The sequence below is a fragment of the Streptomyces massasporeus genome, from assembly GCF_014648995.1.
Lineage (GTDB): Bacteria > Actinomycetota > Actinomycetes > Streptomycetales > Streptomycetaceae > Streptomyces > Streptomyces massasporeus.
The window spans coordinates 91,324-107,514 of record NZ_BMSE01000017.1; the positions used below are offsets into that span (position 1 = coordinate 91,324).

13 protein-coding genes are annotated in these 16,191 nt (G+C 70.8%); all 13 read right to left on the reverse strand.

The window, feature by feature from the left end:
- Positions 1-21: 21 nt before the first annotated feature.
- The 13 genes from IE153_RS30450 to nrtL all read right to left on the reverse strand — a co-directional run bounded on the left by IE153_RS30450 (position 22) and on the right by nrtL (position 15,867).
- The gene (locus IE153_RS30450) at positions 22-702 is read right to left on the reverse strand and encodes an arsenate reductase/protein-tyrosine-phosphatase family protein (protein ID WP_031104192.1); all 681 of its coding nucleotides are present in this window, start codon (positions 700-702) and stop codon (positions 22-24) included.
- Positions 699-1,346 (reverse strand): L-threonylcarbamoyladenylate synthase, encoded by a 648-nt coding sequence (locus tag IE153_RS30455; protein ID WP_189592974.1) that lies wholly within the window; start codon positions 1,344-1,346, stop codon positions 699-701. Before IE153_RS30455 ends, IE153_RS30450 begins: the two co-directional genes overlap by 4 nt.
- 70 nt (positions 1,347-1,416) lie before the next feature.
- Positions 1,417-2,256, reverse strand: a complete 840-nt coding sequence (prmC, locus tag IE153_RS30460; RefSeq protein WP_189592975.1) for a peptide chain release factor N(5)-glutamine methyltransferase — start codon at positions 2,254-2,256, stop codon at positions 1,417-1,419.
- 95 nt (positions 2,257-2,351) lie between these two features.
- Complete coding sequence (gene prfA, locus IE153_RS30465) at positions 2,352-3,428, reverse strand: peptide chain release factor 1 (RefSeq protein ID WP_189592976.1); 1,077 nt, start codon at positions 3,426-3,428, stop codon at positions 2,352-2,354.
- Positions 3,429-3,534: 106 nt separating this feature from the next.
- Positions 3,535-3,756, reverse strand: a complete 222-nt coding sequence (gene rpmE, locus IE153_RS30470) for a 50S ribosomal protein L31 (protein ID WP_003992975.1) — start codon at positions 3,754-3,756, stop codon at positions 3,535-3,537.
- A gap of 149 nt (positions 3,757-3,905) precedes the next feature.
- Complete coding sequence (locus IE153_RS30475; RefSeq protein ID WP_189592977.1) at positions 3,906-5,042, reverse strand: LCP family protein; 1,137 nt, start codon at positions 5,040-5,042, stop codon at positions 3,906-3,908.
- A gap of 207 nt (positions 5,043-5,249) precedes the next feature.
- Complete coding sequence (locus IE153_RS30480) at positions 5,250-7,025, reverse strand: trypsin-like serine protease (RefSeq protein WP_189593061.1); 1,776 nt, start codon at positions 7,023-7,025, stop codon at positions 5,250-5,252.
- Positions 7,026-7,163: 138 nt separating this feature from the next.
- Positions 7,164-9,218, reverse strand: a complete 2,055-nt coding sequence (gene rho / locus IE153_RS30485) for a transcription termination factor Rho (RefSeq protein ID WP_189592978.1) — start codon at positions 9,216-9,218, stop codon at positions 7,164-7,166.
- 402 nt (positions 9,219-9,620) lie between these two features.
- On the reverse strand, positions 9,621-10,550 hold the full coding sequence (gene thrB, locus IE153_RS30490) for a homoserine kinase (RefSeq protein ID WP_031104185.1): 930 nt from the start codon (positions 10,548-10,550) through the stop codon (positions 9,621-9,623).
- A gap of 342 nt (positions 10,551-10,892) precedes the next feature.
- A complete protein-coding gene (gene thrC, locus IE153_RS30495; RefSeq protein WP_189592979.1) occupies positions 10,893-11,951 on the reverse strand; it encodes a threonine synthase in 1,059 nt (352 codons plus the stop codon).
- A gap of 6 nt (positions 11,952-11,957) precedes the next feature.
- A complete protein-coding gene (locus tag IE153_RS30500; protein ID WP_189592980.1) occupies positions 11,958-13,250 on the reverse strand; it encodes a homoserine dehydrogenase in 1,293 nt (430 codons plus the stop codon).
- Between the two features lie 165 nt (positions 13,251-13,415).
- Positions 13,416-14,807, reverse strand: coding sequence for a diaminopimelate decarboxylase (gene lysA / locus IE153_RS30505; RefSeq protein ID WP_189592981.1), 1,392 nt, complete (start codon positions 14,805-14,807; stop codon positions 13,416-13,418).
- A gap of 16 nt (positions 14,808-14,823) precedes the next feature.
- Positions 14,824-15,867 (reverse strand): ArgS-related anticodon-binding protein NrtL, encoded by a 1,044-nt coding sequence (nrtL, locus tag IE153_RS30510; RefSeq protein ID WP_189592982.1) that lies wholly within the window; start codon positions 15,865-15,867, stop codon positions 14,824-14,826.
- Positions 15,868-16,191: the final 324 nt, after the last annotated feature.

Consider the following 16,191-nt stretch of genomic DNA (forward strand, 5'->3'; position numbering starts at 1 on the left):
GGCCTGCGGAGCGCTCGGCTGTTACGTCTTTGCGGGGACGCCGGTGAGGGCCGTGACGACCGGATCGAGTGCCTGGTGTATCTCGTCCCCGATGGAACGGAAGAACGTCAGGGGCGCGCCGTAGGGGTCGTAGACCTCGTCCGCCTCGGCGGTGGGAGCGAGCAGCCACCCGCGTAGAGCGGCCGCGGCGCGGACCAGGGCACGCGCGCGGAGGACCACGCCCTCCTCCAGGGGCGGCAGGGTCGCCGGGTCGATGGCCTTGACCAGGCGGGTGAACTCCTTGAGCGTGAAGGTGCGCAGGCCCGCCGAGTGCCCCATGGAGATGACCTGCGCCCGATGGTCCCGGGTCGCGGTCAGCACCAGGTCGGCGCGGATCACGTGCTCGTCGAGGAGCTCGCGCCCGGTGAAGCCGGAGGCGTCCGCGCCGAAGTCGGCCAGGACGGTCTCCGCGTGGGACTCCATGGGCGCGCCCTCGTGGCCCCAGGTGCCGGCGCTCTCGACGATCAGCCCGCCGCCCAGGATCCCGAGCCGCTCCCGCACGGCATGGCGGGTCAGCCGCTCGGTGATGGGCGAGCGGCACACGTTGCCGGTGCTGACGTGGAGGATGCGGAAGCTGTCGCGCGGAAGTCCCACGAAGGTCGTCGTGATCTCCGCCGCGCTTTCCCCGTTGCCTATGCCACGCCCCGATCCAGGGGCCGTCAATTCGCCACCTCGAGGTCGGGTACGACCTTTCGCAGCTCGTCCGCCGAGAGGGCACCCGCGCGCAGCAGCAGCGGCACCTCACGGGTCACGTCGACGATCGACGACGGCACGATGCCGGGGGTCGGGCCCCCGTCGAGGTAGACGGAGACGGAGTCGCCGAGCATCTCCTGCGCGGCGTCGCAGTCCTCCGGCGCCGGGTGGCCGGTCAGGTTGGCGGAGGAGACGGCCATGGGGCCGACCTCGGTGAGCAGCTCGATGGCGACCGGGTGCAGCGGCATGCGCACGGCGACCGTGCCACGGGTGTCCCCGAGATCCCACTGGAGGGACGGCTGGTGCCGGGCGACGAGCGTCAGCGCGCCCGGCCAGAAGGCGTCGACCAGCTCCCAGGCCAGCTCGGAGAAGTCCGTGACCAGGCCGTGCAGCGTGTTCGGGGAGCCGATGAGGACGGGGGTGGGCATGTTGCGGCCCCGGCCCTTCGCGTCCAGCAGGTCGGCGACCGCCTCCGAGGAGAACGCGTCGGCGCCGATGCCGTACACCGTGTCCGTCGGCAGCACCACGAGCTCGCCACGGCGGACGGCGGACGCTGCCTCGCGCAGACCGGTCACACGGTCGGTCGCGTCGTTGGTGTCGTATCGCCGTGCCATCTTTAGCTGGCCTCCTCGTACACGTGCTGCTGGGATGAAGTCCGCGAGGAACGCGGGGTGCCCGGTGTGCTCACGGCAGCGCCTTGCGGGCCGTGGCGAAGCGCGGGCGGTTGTTGAGGTCCGGGTGGTCGGCCGCGTCGGCCCAGCCCCGCTCCTCGGTGAAGATCCACGGCACCTGGCCGCCCTGGGTGTCCGCGTGCTCGACGACGACCACACCGCCCGGGCGCAGCAGCCGGTGCGCGGTGCGTTCCAGGCCGCGGATGAGGTCCAGGCCGTCCTCGCCGGAGAAGAGGGCCATGTCGGGGTCGTAGTCCCGTGCCTCGGGGGCGACGTACTCCCACTCGGTGAGCGGGATGTACGGCGGGTTGGTGATGACCAGGTCGACCTGGCCGTCCAGGTCGGGGAAGGCGGTGAGGGCGTTGCCCTGCCGCAGGTCGACCCTGGACCCCTCGACGTTCTTGCGGGTCCACCGCAGGGCGTCCTCGGACAGTTCCACGGCGTGCACGCGCGAGCGCGGCACCTCCTGGGCGAGGGCCAGCGCGATGGCGCCGGAGCCGGTGCACAGGTCGACGATGCACGGCTCGACGACGTCCATGGCCCGTACGGCGTCTATGGCCCAGCCGACCACGGACTCCGTCTCGGGCCGCGGCACGAACACCCCTGGCCCGACCTGGAGTTCCAGGTAGCGGAAGTAGGCGCGCCCGGTGATGTGCTGGAGCGGTTCGCGGGCCTCGCGGCGGGCGATGACCTCCCAGTAGCGGGCGTCGAAGTCGGAGTCCTTGACGGAATGCAGCTCGCCGCGCTTGACGCCGTGCACGAACGCGGCGAGCTCCTCCGCGTCGGTACGCGGCGAGGGCACGCCGGCGTCGGCGAGCCGCTGGGTGGCCTGGGCCACCTCCGCGAGCAGCACGCTGCGGGGGCTTGGGGGTCGCCCCCCAAATGACTGCTGCACGCAAGTCCTCCGTATTACTCGTACGTGATCACTCGTACGTGCTCGTGCCTGCCTTACGCGGCCGCCAGCTTCGCCGCGGAGTCCGCGTCGACGCAGGCCTGGATCACCGCGTCGAGGTCGCCGTCCAGGACCTGGTCCAGGTTGTACGCCTTGAAGCCGACACGGTGGTCCGAGAGGCGGTTCTCCGGGAAGTTGTACGTGCGGATCTTCTCGGAGCGGTCGACGGTGCGGACCTGGCTGCGACGGGCGTCGGCGGCCTCCCGCTCCGCTTCCTCCTGCGCCGCTGCGAGCAGCCTGGAGCGCAGGATACGCATCGCCTGCTCCTTGTTCTGCAGCTGGCTCTTCTCGTTCTGGCAGGAGGCGACGACTCCGGTGGGAAGGTGCGTGATGCGCACGGCGGAATCGGTGGTGTTGACGGACTGGCCGCCGGGTCCGGAGGAGCGGTAGACGTCGATCCGCAGGTCGTTCATGTTGATCTCGACGTCGACCTCCTCGGCCTCGGGCGTGACGAGCACACCGGCCGCGGAGGTGTGGATACGGCCCTGGGACTCCGTCGCGGGCACGCGCTGCACGCGGTGCACGCCGCCCTCGTACTTCAGCCGCGCCCAGACGCCCTGGCCGGGCTCGGTGGCCCCCTGGCCGCCCTTGGTCTTCACGGCGACCTGGACGTCCTTGTAGCCGCCCAGCTCGGACTCGGTGGCGTCGATGATCTCGGTCTTCCAGCCGACGCGCTCGGCGTAGCGCAGGTACATGCGCAGCAGGTCGCCGGCGAACAGCGCCGACTCGTCGCCGCCCGCGCCCGCCTTGATCTCGAGGATGACGTCCTTGTCGTCGCTGGGGTCGCGCGGGACGAGCAGGAGACGCAGCTTCTCCGTGAGCTCCTCGCGCTGCTGCTCCAGCTCCTTGACCTCGGCGGCGAAGTCGGGGTCGTCGGCGGCCAGTTCGCGCGCGGTCCCGATGTCGTCGCCCGTCTGCGTCCAGGAGCGGTAGGTGGCGACGATGGGGGTGAGCTCGGCGTAACGCTTGTTCAGCTTGCGCGCGTTGGCCTGGTCGGCGTGGACCGACGGGTCGGCGAGCTTCTTCTCCAGGTCGGCGTGCTCGGCGACGAGTTCCTCGACGGCCTCGAACATCTTGGGCTCCTGTGTACGGACGGGTGTGAAGGGCGGGCGACCAAAAACGCCGGTCCCGGCGCGCCCGGTGAGGGGGCGCGGCCGTGGACCGGCGAATTGAGGCTCGCTACTTCTTGGAGCCGGCGGCCTTGCCGAAGCGGGCCTCGAAGCGGGCCACACGGCCACCGGTGTCGAGGATCTTCTGCTTGCCCGTGTAGAACGGGTGGCACTCGGAGCAGACATCGGCGCGGATGGTGCCGGACTCGATGGTGCTGCGGGTGGTGAACGACGCGCCACAGGTGCAGCTGACCTGCGTCTCGACGTACTCGGGGTGGATGTCGCGCTTCAAGGTGTCTCCTAGGTTCGGGAGGGCGCCGGGTCGCTGACGCGGGGTGCGGGAGCGTGAACCGGAGCCGACGTACCAGTCTGCCAGGACTGGGGCCTACTCCCAAAACCGGGGGTTGTTGTGATCTATTCCCCGCGGGCCGGCCCCGCCCCTCACGGGGCGGTCACGACCCCCTTGGCCTCACCTGTCGCCGATCCCGACGTCGCCGACTTCGGGATCGGCCTGTCGTTCTCCAGGGCCTTCCAGATCTGGTCGGCCTTCTTCTTCTGGAGGAGGACGCGGTTGGGGTCGGCCGGGTCGTAGGCCACCGGCATCGTGATCATGTGCATGTTGGACGGGCTGATGCCCTTGAGCCCGTTCGCGAAGGACGCGAGCTTGTTGACCGAGCCGAGGTCGGAGTCGGCCGTCACCGTCTTGGTCGCGGTTTCCGCGAGGTCGAGCAGCTTCTTCGGGTTCGAGAAGACGCCGACGTCCTTGATCTGGTTGACCAGGGCCTTGATGAAGGCCTGCTGGAGCTGGATGCGGCCCAGGTCGGAGCCGTCGCCGACGCCGTGTCTGGTGCGGACCAGGCCGAGGGCCTGCTTGCCGTCGAGCGTGTGGGTGCCGGCCTTGAGCTTCAGATGACTGTCGGGGTCGTCGATGCTCTTGGTCGTGGTGATCTCGACGCCGCCGAGGTCGTCGATGAGTTTCTGGAAGCCCGCGAAGTCGACCTCGAGGTAGTGGTCCATGCGCAGGTCGGTGATCGACTCGACGGTCTTCACGGCGCAGGCGGCCCCGCCGGTGGAGTACGCGGAGTTGAACATCGCGTTCTGCGCGGCGGGGTGCTCGTCGCCCTGGGTGTCCGTGCAGGCGGGCCGGTCGATGAGGGTGTCGCGCGGGATCGAGACCACGCTGGCCTTCTTGTGACCCTTGTAGATGTGCACGATCATCGCCGTGTCGGAGCGGGCGCTGCCGTCGTCGGTGCCGCCGCCGAGCTTCTTGTTGCTGCCGGAGCGGGTGTCCGAGCCGAGGACCAGGATGTTCTCCGAGCCGTTGTCGGCCTTCTTGGGCCGGTCCGTGCCGAGGGCCTGGTCGATGTCGACGCTCTTGAGGTTGCCGTTGAGCTTGAAGTACAGGTACCCGGCGCCGGCGCCGCCCACCACGACGATGCCCGCGGCGGTCCAGGCCGTGATCATCAAGCCCTTGCGTCGCCGCTGGGGCTTGCGGCGCTTGCCCTTGCCGCGGTGACGTGCTCCGTTGGTGCCGGTATCGCCCGGTATACCCGGACCCGGTGTGCTCTCGGCAGACATGTACTCCTCAGCTCTTCTACGGTCGGTTACCCCCTGCGGTCAGTGCCAGGCGTGGCCGGAGAAGACCCTTCCTCGCACCATCGTCGCCCCACCTGGTCAGACGGGGAAACTCGGGAAAGGGTTGCACAACGGACTGTGCCCACCGCGTGCGGCGGTGGGCACAGTGCGTGTTCGTCACAGCGGGGTGAGCCTCGCTCACCTGCGGTTTCAGCCGAAGATGTCGTACTGCTTGAAATCGGTGCCGACGGACTTCCTTGTGGCAAAGATCTCGCTCGTCCCCTTGCCGGTGCCCGCGTACAGGTAGAGCGTGCCCCCGGGGGTGCGGGCCAGGAAGTCGGCCTTGCCGTCGCCGGTGACGTCGCCGGGCGCGTCGAAGGCGTTGTAGCCGTCCCACGTGCGCACCTTGACCCGGGCCGAGAAGGCGCCCGAGCCGGCCTTGCCGGTGCCCTTGTAGAGGTAGAGGTAGCTGCCCGACGTGCTGCGGGCGATCAGGTCGGTCTTGCCGTCCCCGTTGAAGTCGCCCTTGCCGCGCACGGAGTTGTACTGGTTCCAGCCGGAGCCGACCTTCACGCGGGACGCGAAGGTGCCGTTGCCCTTGCCCGGGTAGATCCACAGGACGCCCGCGGAGTCGACCGAGAGCAGGTCGGGCAGGTAGTCGCCGGTGACGTCACCGGGGGTGATGATCCGGGTGCGGGTCTTCCAGTTGTCGGCGATCTGCTTGGTGGTGCCCGTACGGCCGGATGCCCAGAAGACGTCGCCGTCACTGCTGCGCCGGTAGACGAGGTCCTGGTAACCGTCGCGGTCGAGGTCCGTCTGCAGGACGACGTTCACGCCGTTCCAGTTGCCCCAGGACTGGCGGGCGGCGAACGACGTGCCCGTGGAGTCCTTGGAGTAGCCGGTCTTGGTGGAGGCGTTGCGCACCCACAGGTCGGCCTTGCTGTCGCCGCTGAGGTTGGCGTCGTCGACACGCGGGTAGGCGGCGCCGACGTACGTGCTGACCTTGCTGAAGACGCTGTAGGCGCCCTTGGCGACGCAGTCGGTGACGCCCCAGGACACGACACCGACAATCCGGTTGTTCACGACCAGGGGACCGCCGGAGTCGCCGTTGCACGCCGAGACGGTGCCGGCGTCGCTGCCGGTGGCGGGCTTGCCCGCGCAGACCATGTGGCCCTTGACGTAGTCCCTGCCGTACGCGCCGGAGCAGGTCGTGTCGGACTGCATGGGCAGCGTGGCGGTCTTCAGCGTCTCGGAGATGTCGTCGCTGGTGGAGCTGGTGCGGCCCCAGCCGTAGACCTTGGCGCTGACCCCGGCCTTGTACGACGCGGTGTCACCGGACGTCGTCATCCGGATCGGCGTGGCCTTGACCGGTGTGTCGAGCGTCAGTACCGCGATGTCGTTGTCGATGGTCGTCGGGTTGTACGACGGGTGGTTCCACTGCCGCCAGACCGCCGTGGCGGTACCGCCGTGCAGGTCGGTGCCGTTGTCCGAGGGCAGCTTGGAAGTGCCGGTGACGACGGCGCCGTTGGCGTTCCAGTTGTAGCCCTTGACGCAGTGCGCGGCGGTGAGGATCTTCGTCGGCGCGACGACGGCGCCGCCGCAGAAGAAGCCGATGTCGTCGCCGGTGCTGGAGGTGCCCCGGTCGTCGAAGTAGAGGAGCTGCGCCATCCACGGGGCCGTGCTGATGGTGGTCTCGTTGCCGCCGATGACCTTCGGGTCGATGCTGCCGGCGACGGTGCCCGCGGTGAGCGCGGCCTTGCTCGTCTTTCCGGCGACGTCGTCACCGGCCATGGCGCCCGCGACGCGCTTCTCCAGCTCGGCGGACGACGGCGAGTCGGCGGCGGGCCTGACCTTCGGCTCCGGCAGCGGGGTGGTCGCACCGGCGGAGGTCGTCAGCAGCGCGCCGGCCACGGCGGCGGCGACACCGGCCGCGGCGACGGGCAGTGCTATGCGTATCCGGCGTCTGTGCCGACCGCCCCCGGGCATGGGTGTACCCACGTATGTCCCCCCTCGGGATCACAAGTTCGAAGAGAGCGTGATCCTACCCGCACACGAACACCACAGAGGGCCGCCCCCGGTTCGGGGAACGGCCCTCTTGTGCAGTGCTTACTCGGTCGACCTGCCTCAGTCGCCGTTGCCCGGCGTCGGAGTGGTCTTCTGGATCTGCATCAGGAACTCGGCGTTCGACTTCGTCTGCTTCATCTTGTCGAGAAGCAGCTCCACCGCCTGCTGCTGGTCGAGCGCGTGCAGCACCCGGCGCAGCTTCCAGACGATGGCGAGCTCGTCGGGGGCGAGCAGGATCTCTTCCTTGCGGGTGCCGGACGCGTCGACGTCCACCGCCGGGAAGATGCGCTTGTCGGCGAGCTTCCGGTCGAGCTTCAGCTCGGCGTTGCCGGTGCCCTTGAACTCCTCGAAGATCACCTCGTCCATGCGGGACCCGGTGTCCACCAGGGCGGTGGCGAGGATCGTCAGCGAGCCGCCGTCCTCGATGTTGCGGGCCGCACCGAAGAAGCGCTTCGGCGGGTACAGCGCCGTCGAGTCGACACCACCGGACAGGATGCGGCCGGAGGCCGGGGCGGCGAGGTTGTACGCGCGGCCCAGACGGGTGATCGAGTCGAGCAGGACGACCACGTCGTGCCCCAGCTCCACCAGGCGCTTGGCGCGCTCGATGGCCAGCTCGGCGACGGTGGTGTGGTCCTCGGCCGGGCGGTCGAAGGTCGAGGAGATGACCTCGCCCTTCACCGACCGCTGCATGTCGGTGACCTCTTCCGGACGCTCGTCGACGAGGACGACCATCAGGTGGCACTCGGGGTTGTTGTGGGTGATCGCGTTGGCGATCGCCTGCATGATCATGGTCTTGCCGGTCTTCGGCGGGGCCACGATCAGACCACGCTGGCCCTTACCGATCGGCGCGACGAGGTCGATGATGCGGGTGGTGAGGACGCCCGGGTCCGTCTCCAGACGGAGCCGGTCCTGCGGGTACAGCGGCGTCAGCTTGTTGAACTCCGGCCGCCCGCGGCCCGATTCGGGCGCCATGCCGTTGACGGAGTCGAGCCGCACCAGCGCGTTGAACTTCTCGCGCCGCTCGCCGTCCTTGGGCTGGCGCACGGCACCGGTGACGTGGTCACCCTTGCGCAGGCCGTTCTTGCGGACCTGGGCGAGGGAGACGTACACGTCGTTCGGGCCGGGCAGGTAGCCCGACGTGCGGATGAACGCGTAGTTGTCGAGGATGTCCAGGATGCCCGCGACGGGGATCAGGACGTCGTCCTCGGTGATCTGCGGCTCCTGGACGTCGTCACGGCCGCGACGGCCCCGGCGGTCGCGGTAGCGCCCGCGACGGCCACGACGCCCGCCCTCGAAGTCGTCGTCGTCCTGCTGCTGCTGGCCACGGTCCTGGCGGCCGCCGCCCTGACTCTGCTGCTGGCCGCGCTGGCCGCCGCCGCCCTGCTGATCGTCGCCCTTGCCACCACGGCGGTCACGGTCCCGGTCACGGTCGCGGTCCCGGTCACGGTCCCGGCCACGGCGGTCGCGACGACGGCCCTCGCCGCCGTCACCGGCGTCGGACTTGGCGTCGTTGCCCTGGGACTGCTGCTGCGACTGCGCGGACGTCTCGGCCTTGGTGTCGTTCTTCGCCTCGGCGACGATGGTCTCCGCGGCAGCGGAAGCCGGGGCTCCGGCTTCGGCGGTGGCCCGGCGACGGCGGCGCTCGGGCGCCTCGTCTCCCCCGTCGCGGGAGGGGCCGCCGGCCGGCTGGCCGGGGATCTCGATCTGCTGCTGGGCCACGGCCTTGTCGGCCTTGTCCGCGGGGGCCTGGGAGGCCTCCTTCGCGTCCGCCTTCTTGTCCGCCTTCTCGGCGTTGTCGCCCGTACGGGTCCGCGAGGTGGCGCGGCGCTTGGGCTTGGTCTCGGCGGGCGCGTCGGCCTTCGCTGCCGGAGCGGCGCCGCCGGACGCCTGTGCCTCCTTGATGACCTCGATCAGCTGGCTCTTGCGCATACGCGCGGTGCCCCTGATGCCGAGGCCGGATGCGACCTGCTGCAGTTCGGCCAGCACCATGCCCTCGAGGCCGGTACCGCGGCGCCGCCGGGAGCCGGCACCGGTGGCAGGCGCGGAGGCGTCCGTGGCGGGCGCGGCAGCGGTCTCCTCGACACGTGCGCCCATCAGATCGGTGGTGTCGCTCACGAAGGGTCCTTCCCTGGAGCGGACGTCGGCCTGTCTGGCTCGGCGACCGGTTGTGCTGTCCGACTTCGGTCCGTGTGGTGTGAACCGTGCCGGGGCGGTGGTCCGCCTAAGCGGCGGAGGAATCTGGTGATGGCGCTTCCTTGAGCCGTGGCACCCAGTGTCAGTGTCACGCGGCGTGGTCGCACCGGTTCCGGAGCATGCCCTGCGCCCCGCTCAGTGCCCTTGTACGGCGTACGGTCCGACGTACAGAACACAGTGCGGCTTGGGGGGCTCCCGGAAGAATGTCTGTCCCGGACGGGGACACAAGGCACCTCGCCATGGTGGGGTCGGGTGCAGACTTGAGGTTAACACTACCGGATCCAACAAACATTCCCCCTCTCGAAATCCGGCAACCGCGCCGTTTCAGATGTCACCGGAGGCGGCGAGCGGCAGCACGCTCGCGCCCTGCTGATCGAGGCGCAGCCGGTTCGCGGCCCATTCCGCGCCCGCCAGGGCCTCGACCTTGTCCGCGGTCTCCGCGTCGGCCAGGGCCATGACCGTGGGTCCGGCCCCGGAGATCACCGCGGGGATGCCGTCGCCCCGCAGCCGCTCCACCAGTGCCGCGCTCTCGGGCATGGCCGGTGCGCGGTACTCCTGGTGCAGACGGTCCTCGGTGGCGGGCAGCAGCAGCTCCGGGCGGCGCGTCATGGCTTCGACGAGCAGGGCGGCCCGGCCCGCGTTGGTGGCTGCGTCGACGTGCGGAACGGTGCGCGGGAGCAGGCCGCGCGCCGTCTCGGTCAGGACCGGCTTCCCGGGGACGAAAACCACCGGAACGATGGAATCGGCGGGGTCCATCCTGATCGCGCGGGCGGCGCCGGCCTCCATCCAGGACAGCGTGAAGCCGCCGAGCAGGCACGCCGCGACGTTGTCGGGGTGGCCCTCGATCTCGGTGGCGAGCTCCAGCAGCGCCGTGTCGTCGAGCTTGGCGTCGGCCCCTATGGTGACGGCGCGGGCGGCGACGATCCCGGCGCAGATGGCGGCCGAGGAGGAGCCGAGGCCCCGGCCGTGCGGAATGCGGTTGGCGCAGACGATTTCCAGACCGCGCGGCTGTCCGCCCAGCAGGTCGAAGGCGGTGCGCAGGGAACGCACGAGAAGGTGCTGCTCGTCGCGCGGGAGCGTCTCGCTTCCCTCACCCGCGATGTCGATGTGCAGCCCGGAGTCGGCCACCCGGACGACCACGTCGTCGTACAAGCCCAGCGCGAGGCCGAGGGCGTCGAAGCCCGGGCCGAGGTTGGCGCTGGTGGCGGGGACGCGCACCCGGACGGCGGCGGCGCGGAACGCTGGACCGGCCATCGCTCGATGACTCTCCTTGAGCTGCGGTGATTGTCGAATGACGTTCAGTGGACATTCGATGGCGTACGAGAACCCCGGGGGCCGCTGCCGGCCGCGATGGCCGGCCGCTGTCCCGGCCGCGGAGACGGCGTGGCACCGCGCTCCGTGCGGAGGCATATGCGGCGGGCGGGTTCAGTACAGCCTATCGAAGGAAGGTTCTGTGGCGACATAGGGCGCACAGGAGGCGCACGATGCGTGTCGTAAGCCCCCTGTGCACCCCCCGTAGGGAACGCCCCAGGGCCAGCGCCGTCTTGCGCCGGACCGTGTCCGGCGTTGCACCGGCGCTCGACGCGTCGCCGCAGGTCAGGCCAGGCCGAGGCGCTCCGCGGCGGCCGCCGCGTCGACGGGCACGGTGACCGGCTGCGGAGCACCGGCGACGGCCCAGTCGGGGTCCTTCAGCCCGTTGCCGGTGACGGTGCACACGATCCGCTGCCCCGGGTCGACCTTGCCCTGCTCGGCGGCCTTCAGCAGACCGGCGACGGACGCGGCGGACGCCGGCTCGACGAAGACGCCCTCCTGCGACGCCAACAGCCGGTAGGCGCGCAGGATCTCACGGTCCGTCACCTCGTCGATGGAGCCGCCCGACTCGTCCCGCGCGGCGAGCGCGAACTGCCAGGAGGCCGGGTTGCCGATGCGGATGGCCGTGGCGATGGTCGAGGGGTCCTTGACGACCTCGCCACGCACGATCGGGGCGCTGCCGGAGGCCTGGAAGCCCCACATCCGCGGCTTCCGGGTCGCCACGCCGTCGGCGGCGTACTCCGTGTAGCCCTTCCAATAGGCCGTGATGTTGCCCGCGTTGCCGACCGGCAGGACGTGGATGTCGGGCGCGTCGCCGAGCATGTCCACGATCTCGAAGGCCGCCGTCTTCTGACCCTCGATACGTACCGGGTTGACCGAATTGACCAGCGACACGGGGTAGTTGTCGCTCAGGCCGCGGGCGAGCGTGAGGCAGTCGTCGAAGTTGCCGTCGACCTGGAGGATCTTCGCGCCGTGCACGAGGGCCTGGCCCATCTTGCCGAGCGCGATCTTGCCCTGCGGCACGAGCACGGCACAGACCATCCCGGCCCGCACGGCGTACGCGGCGGCGGAGGCCGACGTGTTGCCGGTGGAGGCGCAGATGACGGCCTTCGCGCCCTCCTCCTTGGCCCGGGTGATGGCCATGGTCATGCCGCGGTCCTTGAAGGACCCGGTGGGGTTCGCGCCCTCCACCTTGAGGTGGACCTCGCAGCCCGTGCGCTCGGAGAGCACCTGCGCGGGCACGAGGGGCGTACCGCCCTCGCGGAGTGTCACGACCGGCGTGCTGTCGGAGACGGGCAGCCGGTCCCGGTACTCCTCGATGATTCCGCGCCACTGGTGGGTCATTGCTGGTTACTCTCCTTCAACCCGCATGATGCTGGCGACACCACGCACGGTGTCGAGCTTGCGCAACGCCTCGACGGTCCCGGTGAGGGCCGCGTCGGACGCACGGTGCGTGACGACGACGAGGGAGGCCTCGCCGTCCTTCCCCGACTGGCGAACCGTATCGATCGAGACTCCGTGCTCGGCGAAGACGGTCGCGACCTGGGCGAGAACGCCCGGTTTGTCGGCCACGTCGAGGCTGATGTGGTACCGCGTGACGACGTCACCCATCGGGGACACCGGCAGCGCGGCGTAGGCGGAATCGCCCGGTCCGGTCGCGCCGCCGATCCGGTTGCGGCAGACGGCGACGAGGTCGCCGAGTACGGCGGAGGCGGTGGGGGAACCGCCCGCTCCGGGGCCGTAGAACATGAGCTGCCCGGCGGCGTCGGACTCGACGAACACGGCGTTGTAGGCGCCGCGGACGGAGGCCAGCGGGTGGCTCAGCGGGATCATGGCCGGGTGCACGCGCGCGGTGACGGACGCCCCGTCCTCGGCCCGCTCGCAGATGGCGAGCAGCTTGATGGTGCAGCCCATCTCCTTCGCGGAGGCGAAGTCGGCCGCGGTCACCTCGGTCATGCCCTCGCGGTAGACGTCGTCGAGGCGCACGCGCGTGTGGAAGGCGATGCCGGCGAGGATCGCGGCCTTGGCGGCGGCGTCGAAGCCCTCGACGTCGGCGGTCGGGTCGGCCTCCGCATACCCCAGGGCGGTGGCCTCGTCGAGGGCCTCCTGGTAGCCGGCGCCGGTGGAGTCCATCTTGTCGAGGATGAAGTTCGTGGTGCCGTTGACGATGCCCATCACCCGGTTGATCTTGTCGCCGGCGAGGGACTCGCGCAGCGGCCGCAGCAGCGGGATGGCACCGGCGACGGCGGCCTCGTAGTAGAGGTCCTTGCCGTGCTGCTCGGCGACGGCGTGCAGGGCCGCCCCGTCCTGGGCGAGCAGTGCCTTGTTGGCGGAGACGACGGAGGCGCCGTGCTCGAAGGCGGTGGTGATGAGGCCGCGCGCGGGCTCGATGCCGCCGATGACCTCGACCACCACGTCGATGTCGCCGCGTTTGACGAGGGCGGTGGCGTCGGTGGTGACGAGCTCGGGGGCGATGCCCTCGCGCACCCGGTCGGGGCGGCGTACGGCCACCCCCGCGAGCTCCACCGGGGCCCCGATCCGGGCCGTGAGGTCGTCGGCGTGCGTCGTCATGATGCGCGCCACCTCTGAGCCGACCACTCCACAGCCCAGCAGCGCCACCTTCAGCGGACGCGTACGCATCATCCGACCTCGTTTCCTCTTTACCGTCTACGGTGGAACCAGTCTCACTCACCGGACGGGAGTTTCTGCCCCCGGTCCGGATCGTGAGACGTCTATTTCATTTTCGCGGGGGCGGCAGACAGGAGATCTTCCGCCACCCGCTTGCTTCGGCTTTCGGCCTTTTGTCGTTCAGCCGACGTCGAGACGCAGCAGGTCCTCCTCCGTCTCGCGGCGGACGATCACCCGCGCCTCACCGCCGTCGACGGCGACGACCGGCGGGCGGAGCACGTGGTTGTAGTTGCTGGCCATGGACCGGCAGTAGGCACCCGTCGCCGGTACGGCGATGAGGTCACCCGGTGCCAGGTCGGACGGCAGGAAGGCGTCCTTGACCACGATGTCCCCGCTCTCGCAGTGCTTGCCGACGACACGGGCGAGCATCGGCTCGGCGTCGGAGGTGCGGGAGACGAGCGCGACGCTGTACTCGGCGTCGTACAGCGCTGTGCGGATGTTGTCCGACATGCCGCCGTCGACCGAGACGTACGTCCGCAGCCCGTCGAGGGGCTTGATGGTGCCGACCTCGTAGAGCGTGAAGGCGGTCGGGCCGACGATGGCGCGCCCCGGCTCGACGGAGATGCGCGGCGTGCGCAGCTTGGCGGCCTCGCACTCCCTCGTGACGATCTCGGTGAGCGCCTTGGCGATCTCGTGCGGCTCGCGGGGGTCGTCGTCGCTGGTGTACGCGATGCCGAGCCCGCCGCCGAGGTCGATCTCGGGCAGCTCGACGCCGTGCTCGTCGCGGACGGCCTTCAGCAGCGAGACGACCCGGTGCGCGGCCACCTCGAACCCGGACATGTCGAAGATCTGCGACCCGATGTGGCTGTGGATGCCGACCAGCTCGAGCCCGTCGAGCTGCAGCGCCCGGCGTACGGCCTCGGCGGCCTGCCCGCCGGCCAGCGGGATACCGAACTTCTGGTCCTCGTGGGCCGTGGCGATGAACTCGTGGGTGTGGGCCTCGACGCCGACGGTGATGCGGATGAGGACCTTCTGCCGCGTGCCGAGGCTCTGCGCGATGTGGGCGACGCGGACGATCTCCTGGAAGGAGTCGAGGACGATGTGCCCGACCCCGGCCTCGACGGCCCGGGTGATCTCGTCGACCGACTTGTTGTTGCCGTGGAAGGCGATGCGGTCGGCGGGCATGCCGGCGGAGAGGGCGGTGGCCAGCTCGCCGCCCGAGCAGACGTCGACGTTCAGCCCTTCCTCGTCGAGCCAGCGCACCACGGCGCGGGAGAGGAAGGCCTTGCCGGCGTAGAAGACGTCGGCTTCGGCCCCGAAGGCGGTACGCCAGGCTCGCGCGCGGGCCCGGAAGTCGGCCTCGTCCAGGACGTAGGCGGGCGTGCCGTACTCCTCGGCGATCCGGGTGACGGGGATGCCACCGACGGTCACGACTCCGTCCTCGCCACGCGTCACGGTCTGGGCCCACACCTTGGGGTCCAGCGCGTTGAGATCGGCGGGCGGGGCGGAGTAGTGGCCCTCGGGGAGGACATCGGCGTGACGGGGCCCGGCGGGGTGGGCGGAACGGCTCATGATCTGTTCGTGTCTCTCAGAGATGGTCGGGAGCGTCGATGCCGAGCAGGGACAGGCCGCCGGCCAGCACCGTCCCGGCGGCGTCGGCGAGCGCGAGCCGGGCACGGTGGGCGGCCGAGGGTTTCTCCTCACCGAGGGGCAGCACGGCGGGGAGCAGGGGCATCGCGGCATCGGCGACGGCGAGGAGGTGCCGGGCCAGGCGATCGGGGGTGTGATGCGTGGCGGTGGCGGCGAGGACGCGGGGGTGGTCGCCGATCAGGGCGGTCAGCGCGTCGGCTTCGCTCACGGGACCGGGCTCGGGGTGGAAGCCGAGGTCGGCGGCGTTGCGCAGGAGCGCCCGGGTGCGGGCGTGGGCGTACCGGACGCGGAAGAGGGGGTTGCCCTCCCGCTGGACGAGGTGGTCGCCGGGGATCCGGGGCCGGTCGTGGGCGGCGGGGTGCAGCAGCGCCCAGCGGGCGGCGTCCCGGCCGAGGGGCAGGGGGTCGGCGGGAGCGGGGACGGGGGCGACACGGACGTAGGTGTCGGCGATGCGCGGCCCCCGGGTGGTGACGTCCGCCCCGAGGACGGACTGCCATTCCGGGGCGGGCCGCCCCTCGCACTCGACCCGGGCATAGTCCCCCTGGCTGCGCACCACCCGGCTCACGGCGTCCGCGACCACGACGGCACGCACCTCTGCCGGGCACGAGATCCTTACGGCGGTCCCGCTGAAACCGGTCGTCGCGTGCCCGTAGCGCGACCCGCGCCGCAGGACCTCCTCGACGAGGTCGGCGGAGGCGGTGCCGCGCAGGCTGAAGTTGAGGAAGCCGGGCCCGGTGACGACGACGTCGGTGAACCGCTGCTCGTCGAGGAGCCGGGCACGCAGGATCTCGGCGACACGCCGCGGCGGCTGCCCGGCCGCGGCGGCCAGCTGGAGGGCGACGTTCGTGGCGTAGTCGCCACACCCGCCCGGCCGCGGCGGAGTGACCACGGCCCGCTCCGGAACGGTCACGCTGAGCTCACCCTCGTCGACAGCGCGGCGCACGGCGTGCAGCACGGTGCGGGAGAGCTCGACGGGGGTCACGGGACAAGCGTATGGGAGGGAGGGGGTGGGTATGCGAGCCGGTTTCCGTACGGTCCGGGATGTGGACGGGGGGTGGCTTGTCCGGGGATACGGTCGTGGTCGCGGTCGTGGCACGTGTTCGGGGCGGGCGGGTCCGGGATGCGCACGGGGGGGGGTGGCCTGCCCGGGGATACGGTCGCGGTCGCGGCGCCTGTTGAGGGGGGGCTGGTCCGACCCGCTGGATCGACGGGCAGGTCCTCTACACCAACGGCGGCCTGACCGCTGGTCCGGGAAGCGGACAGGGCGCCCGCCGAGGGCGCGCTGCTGCAAGGGCCGGCGCTCGGG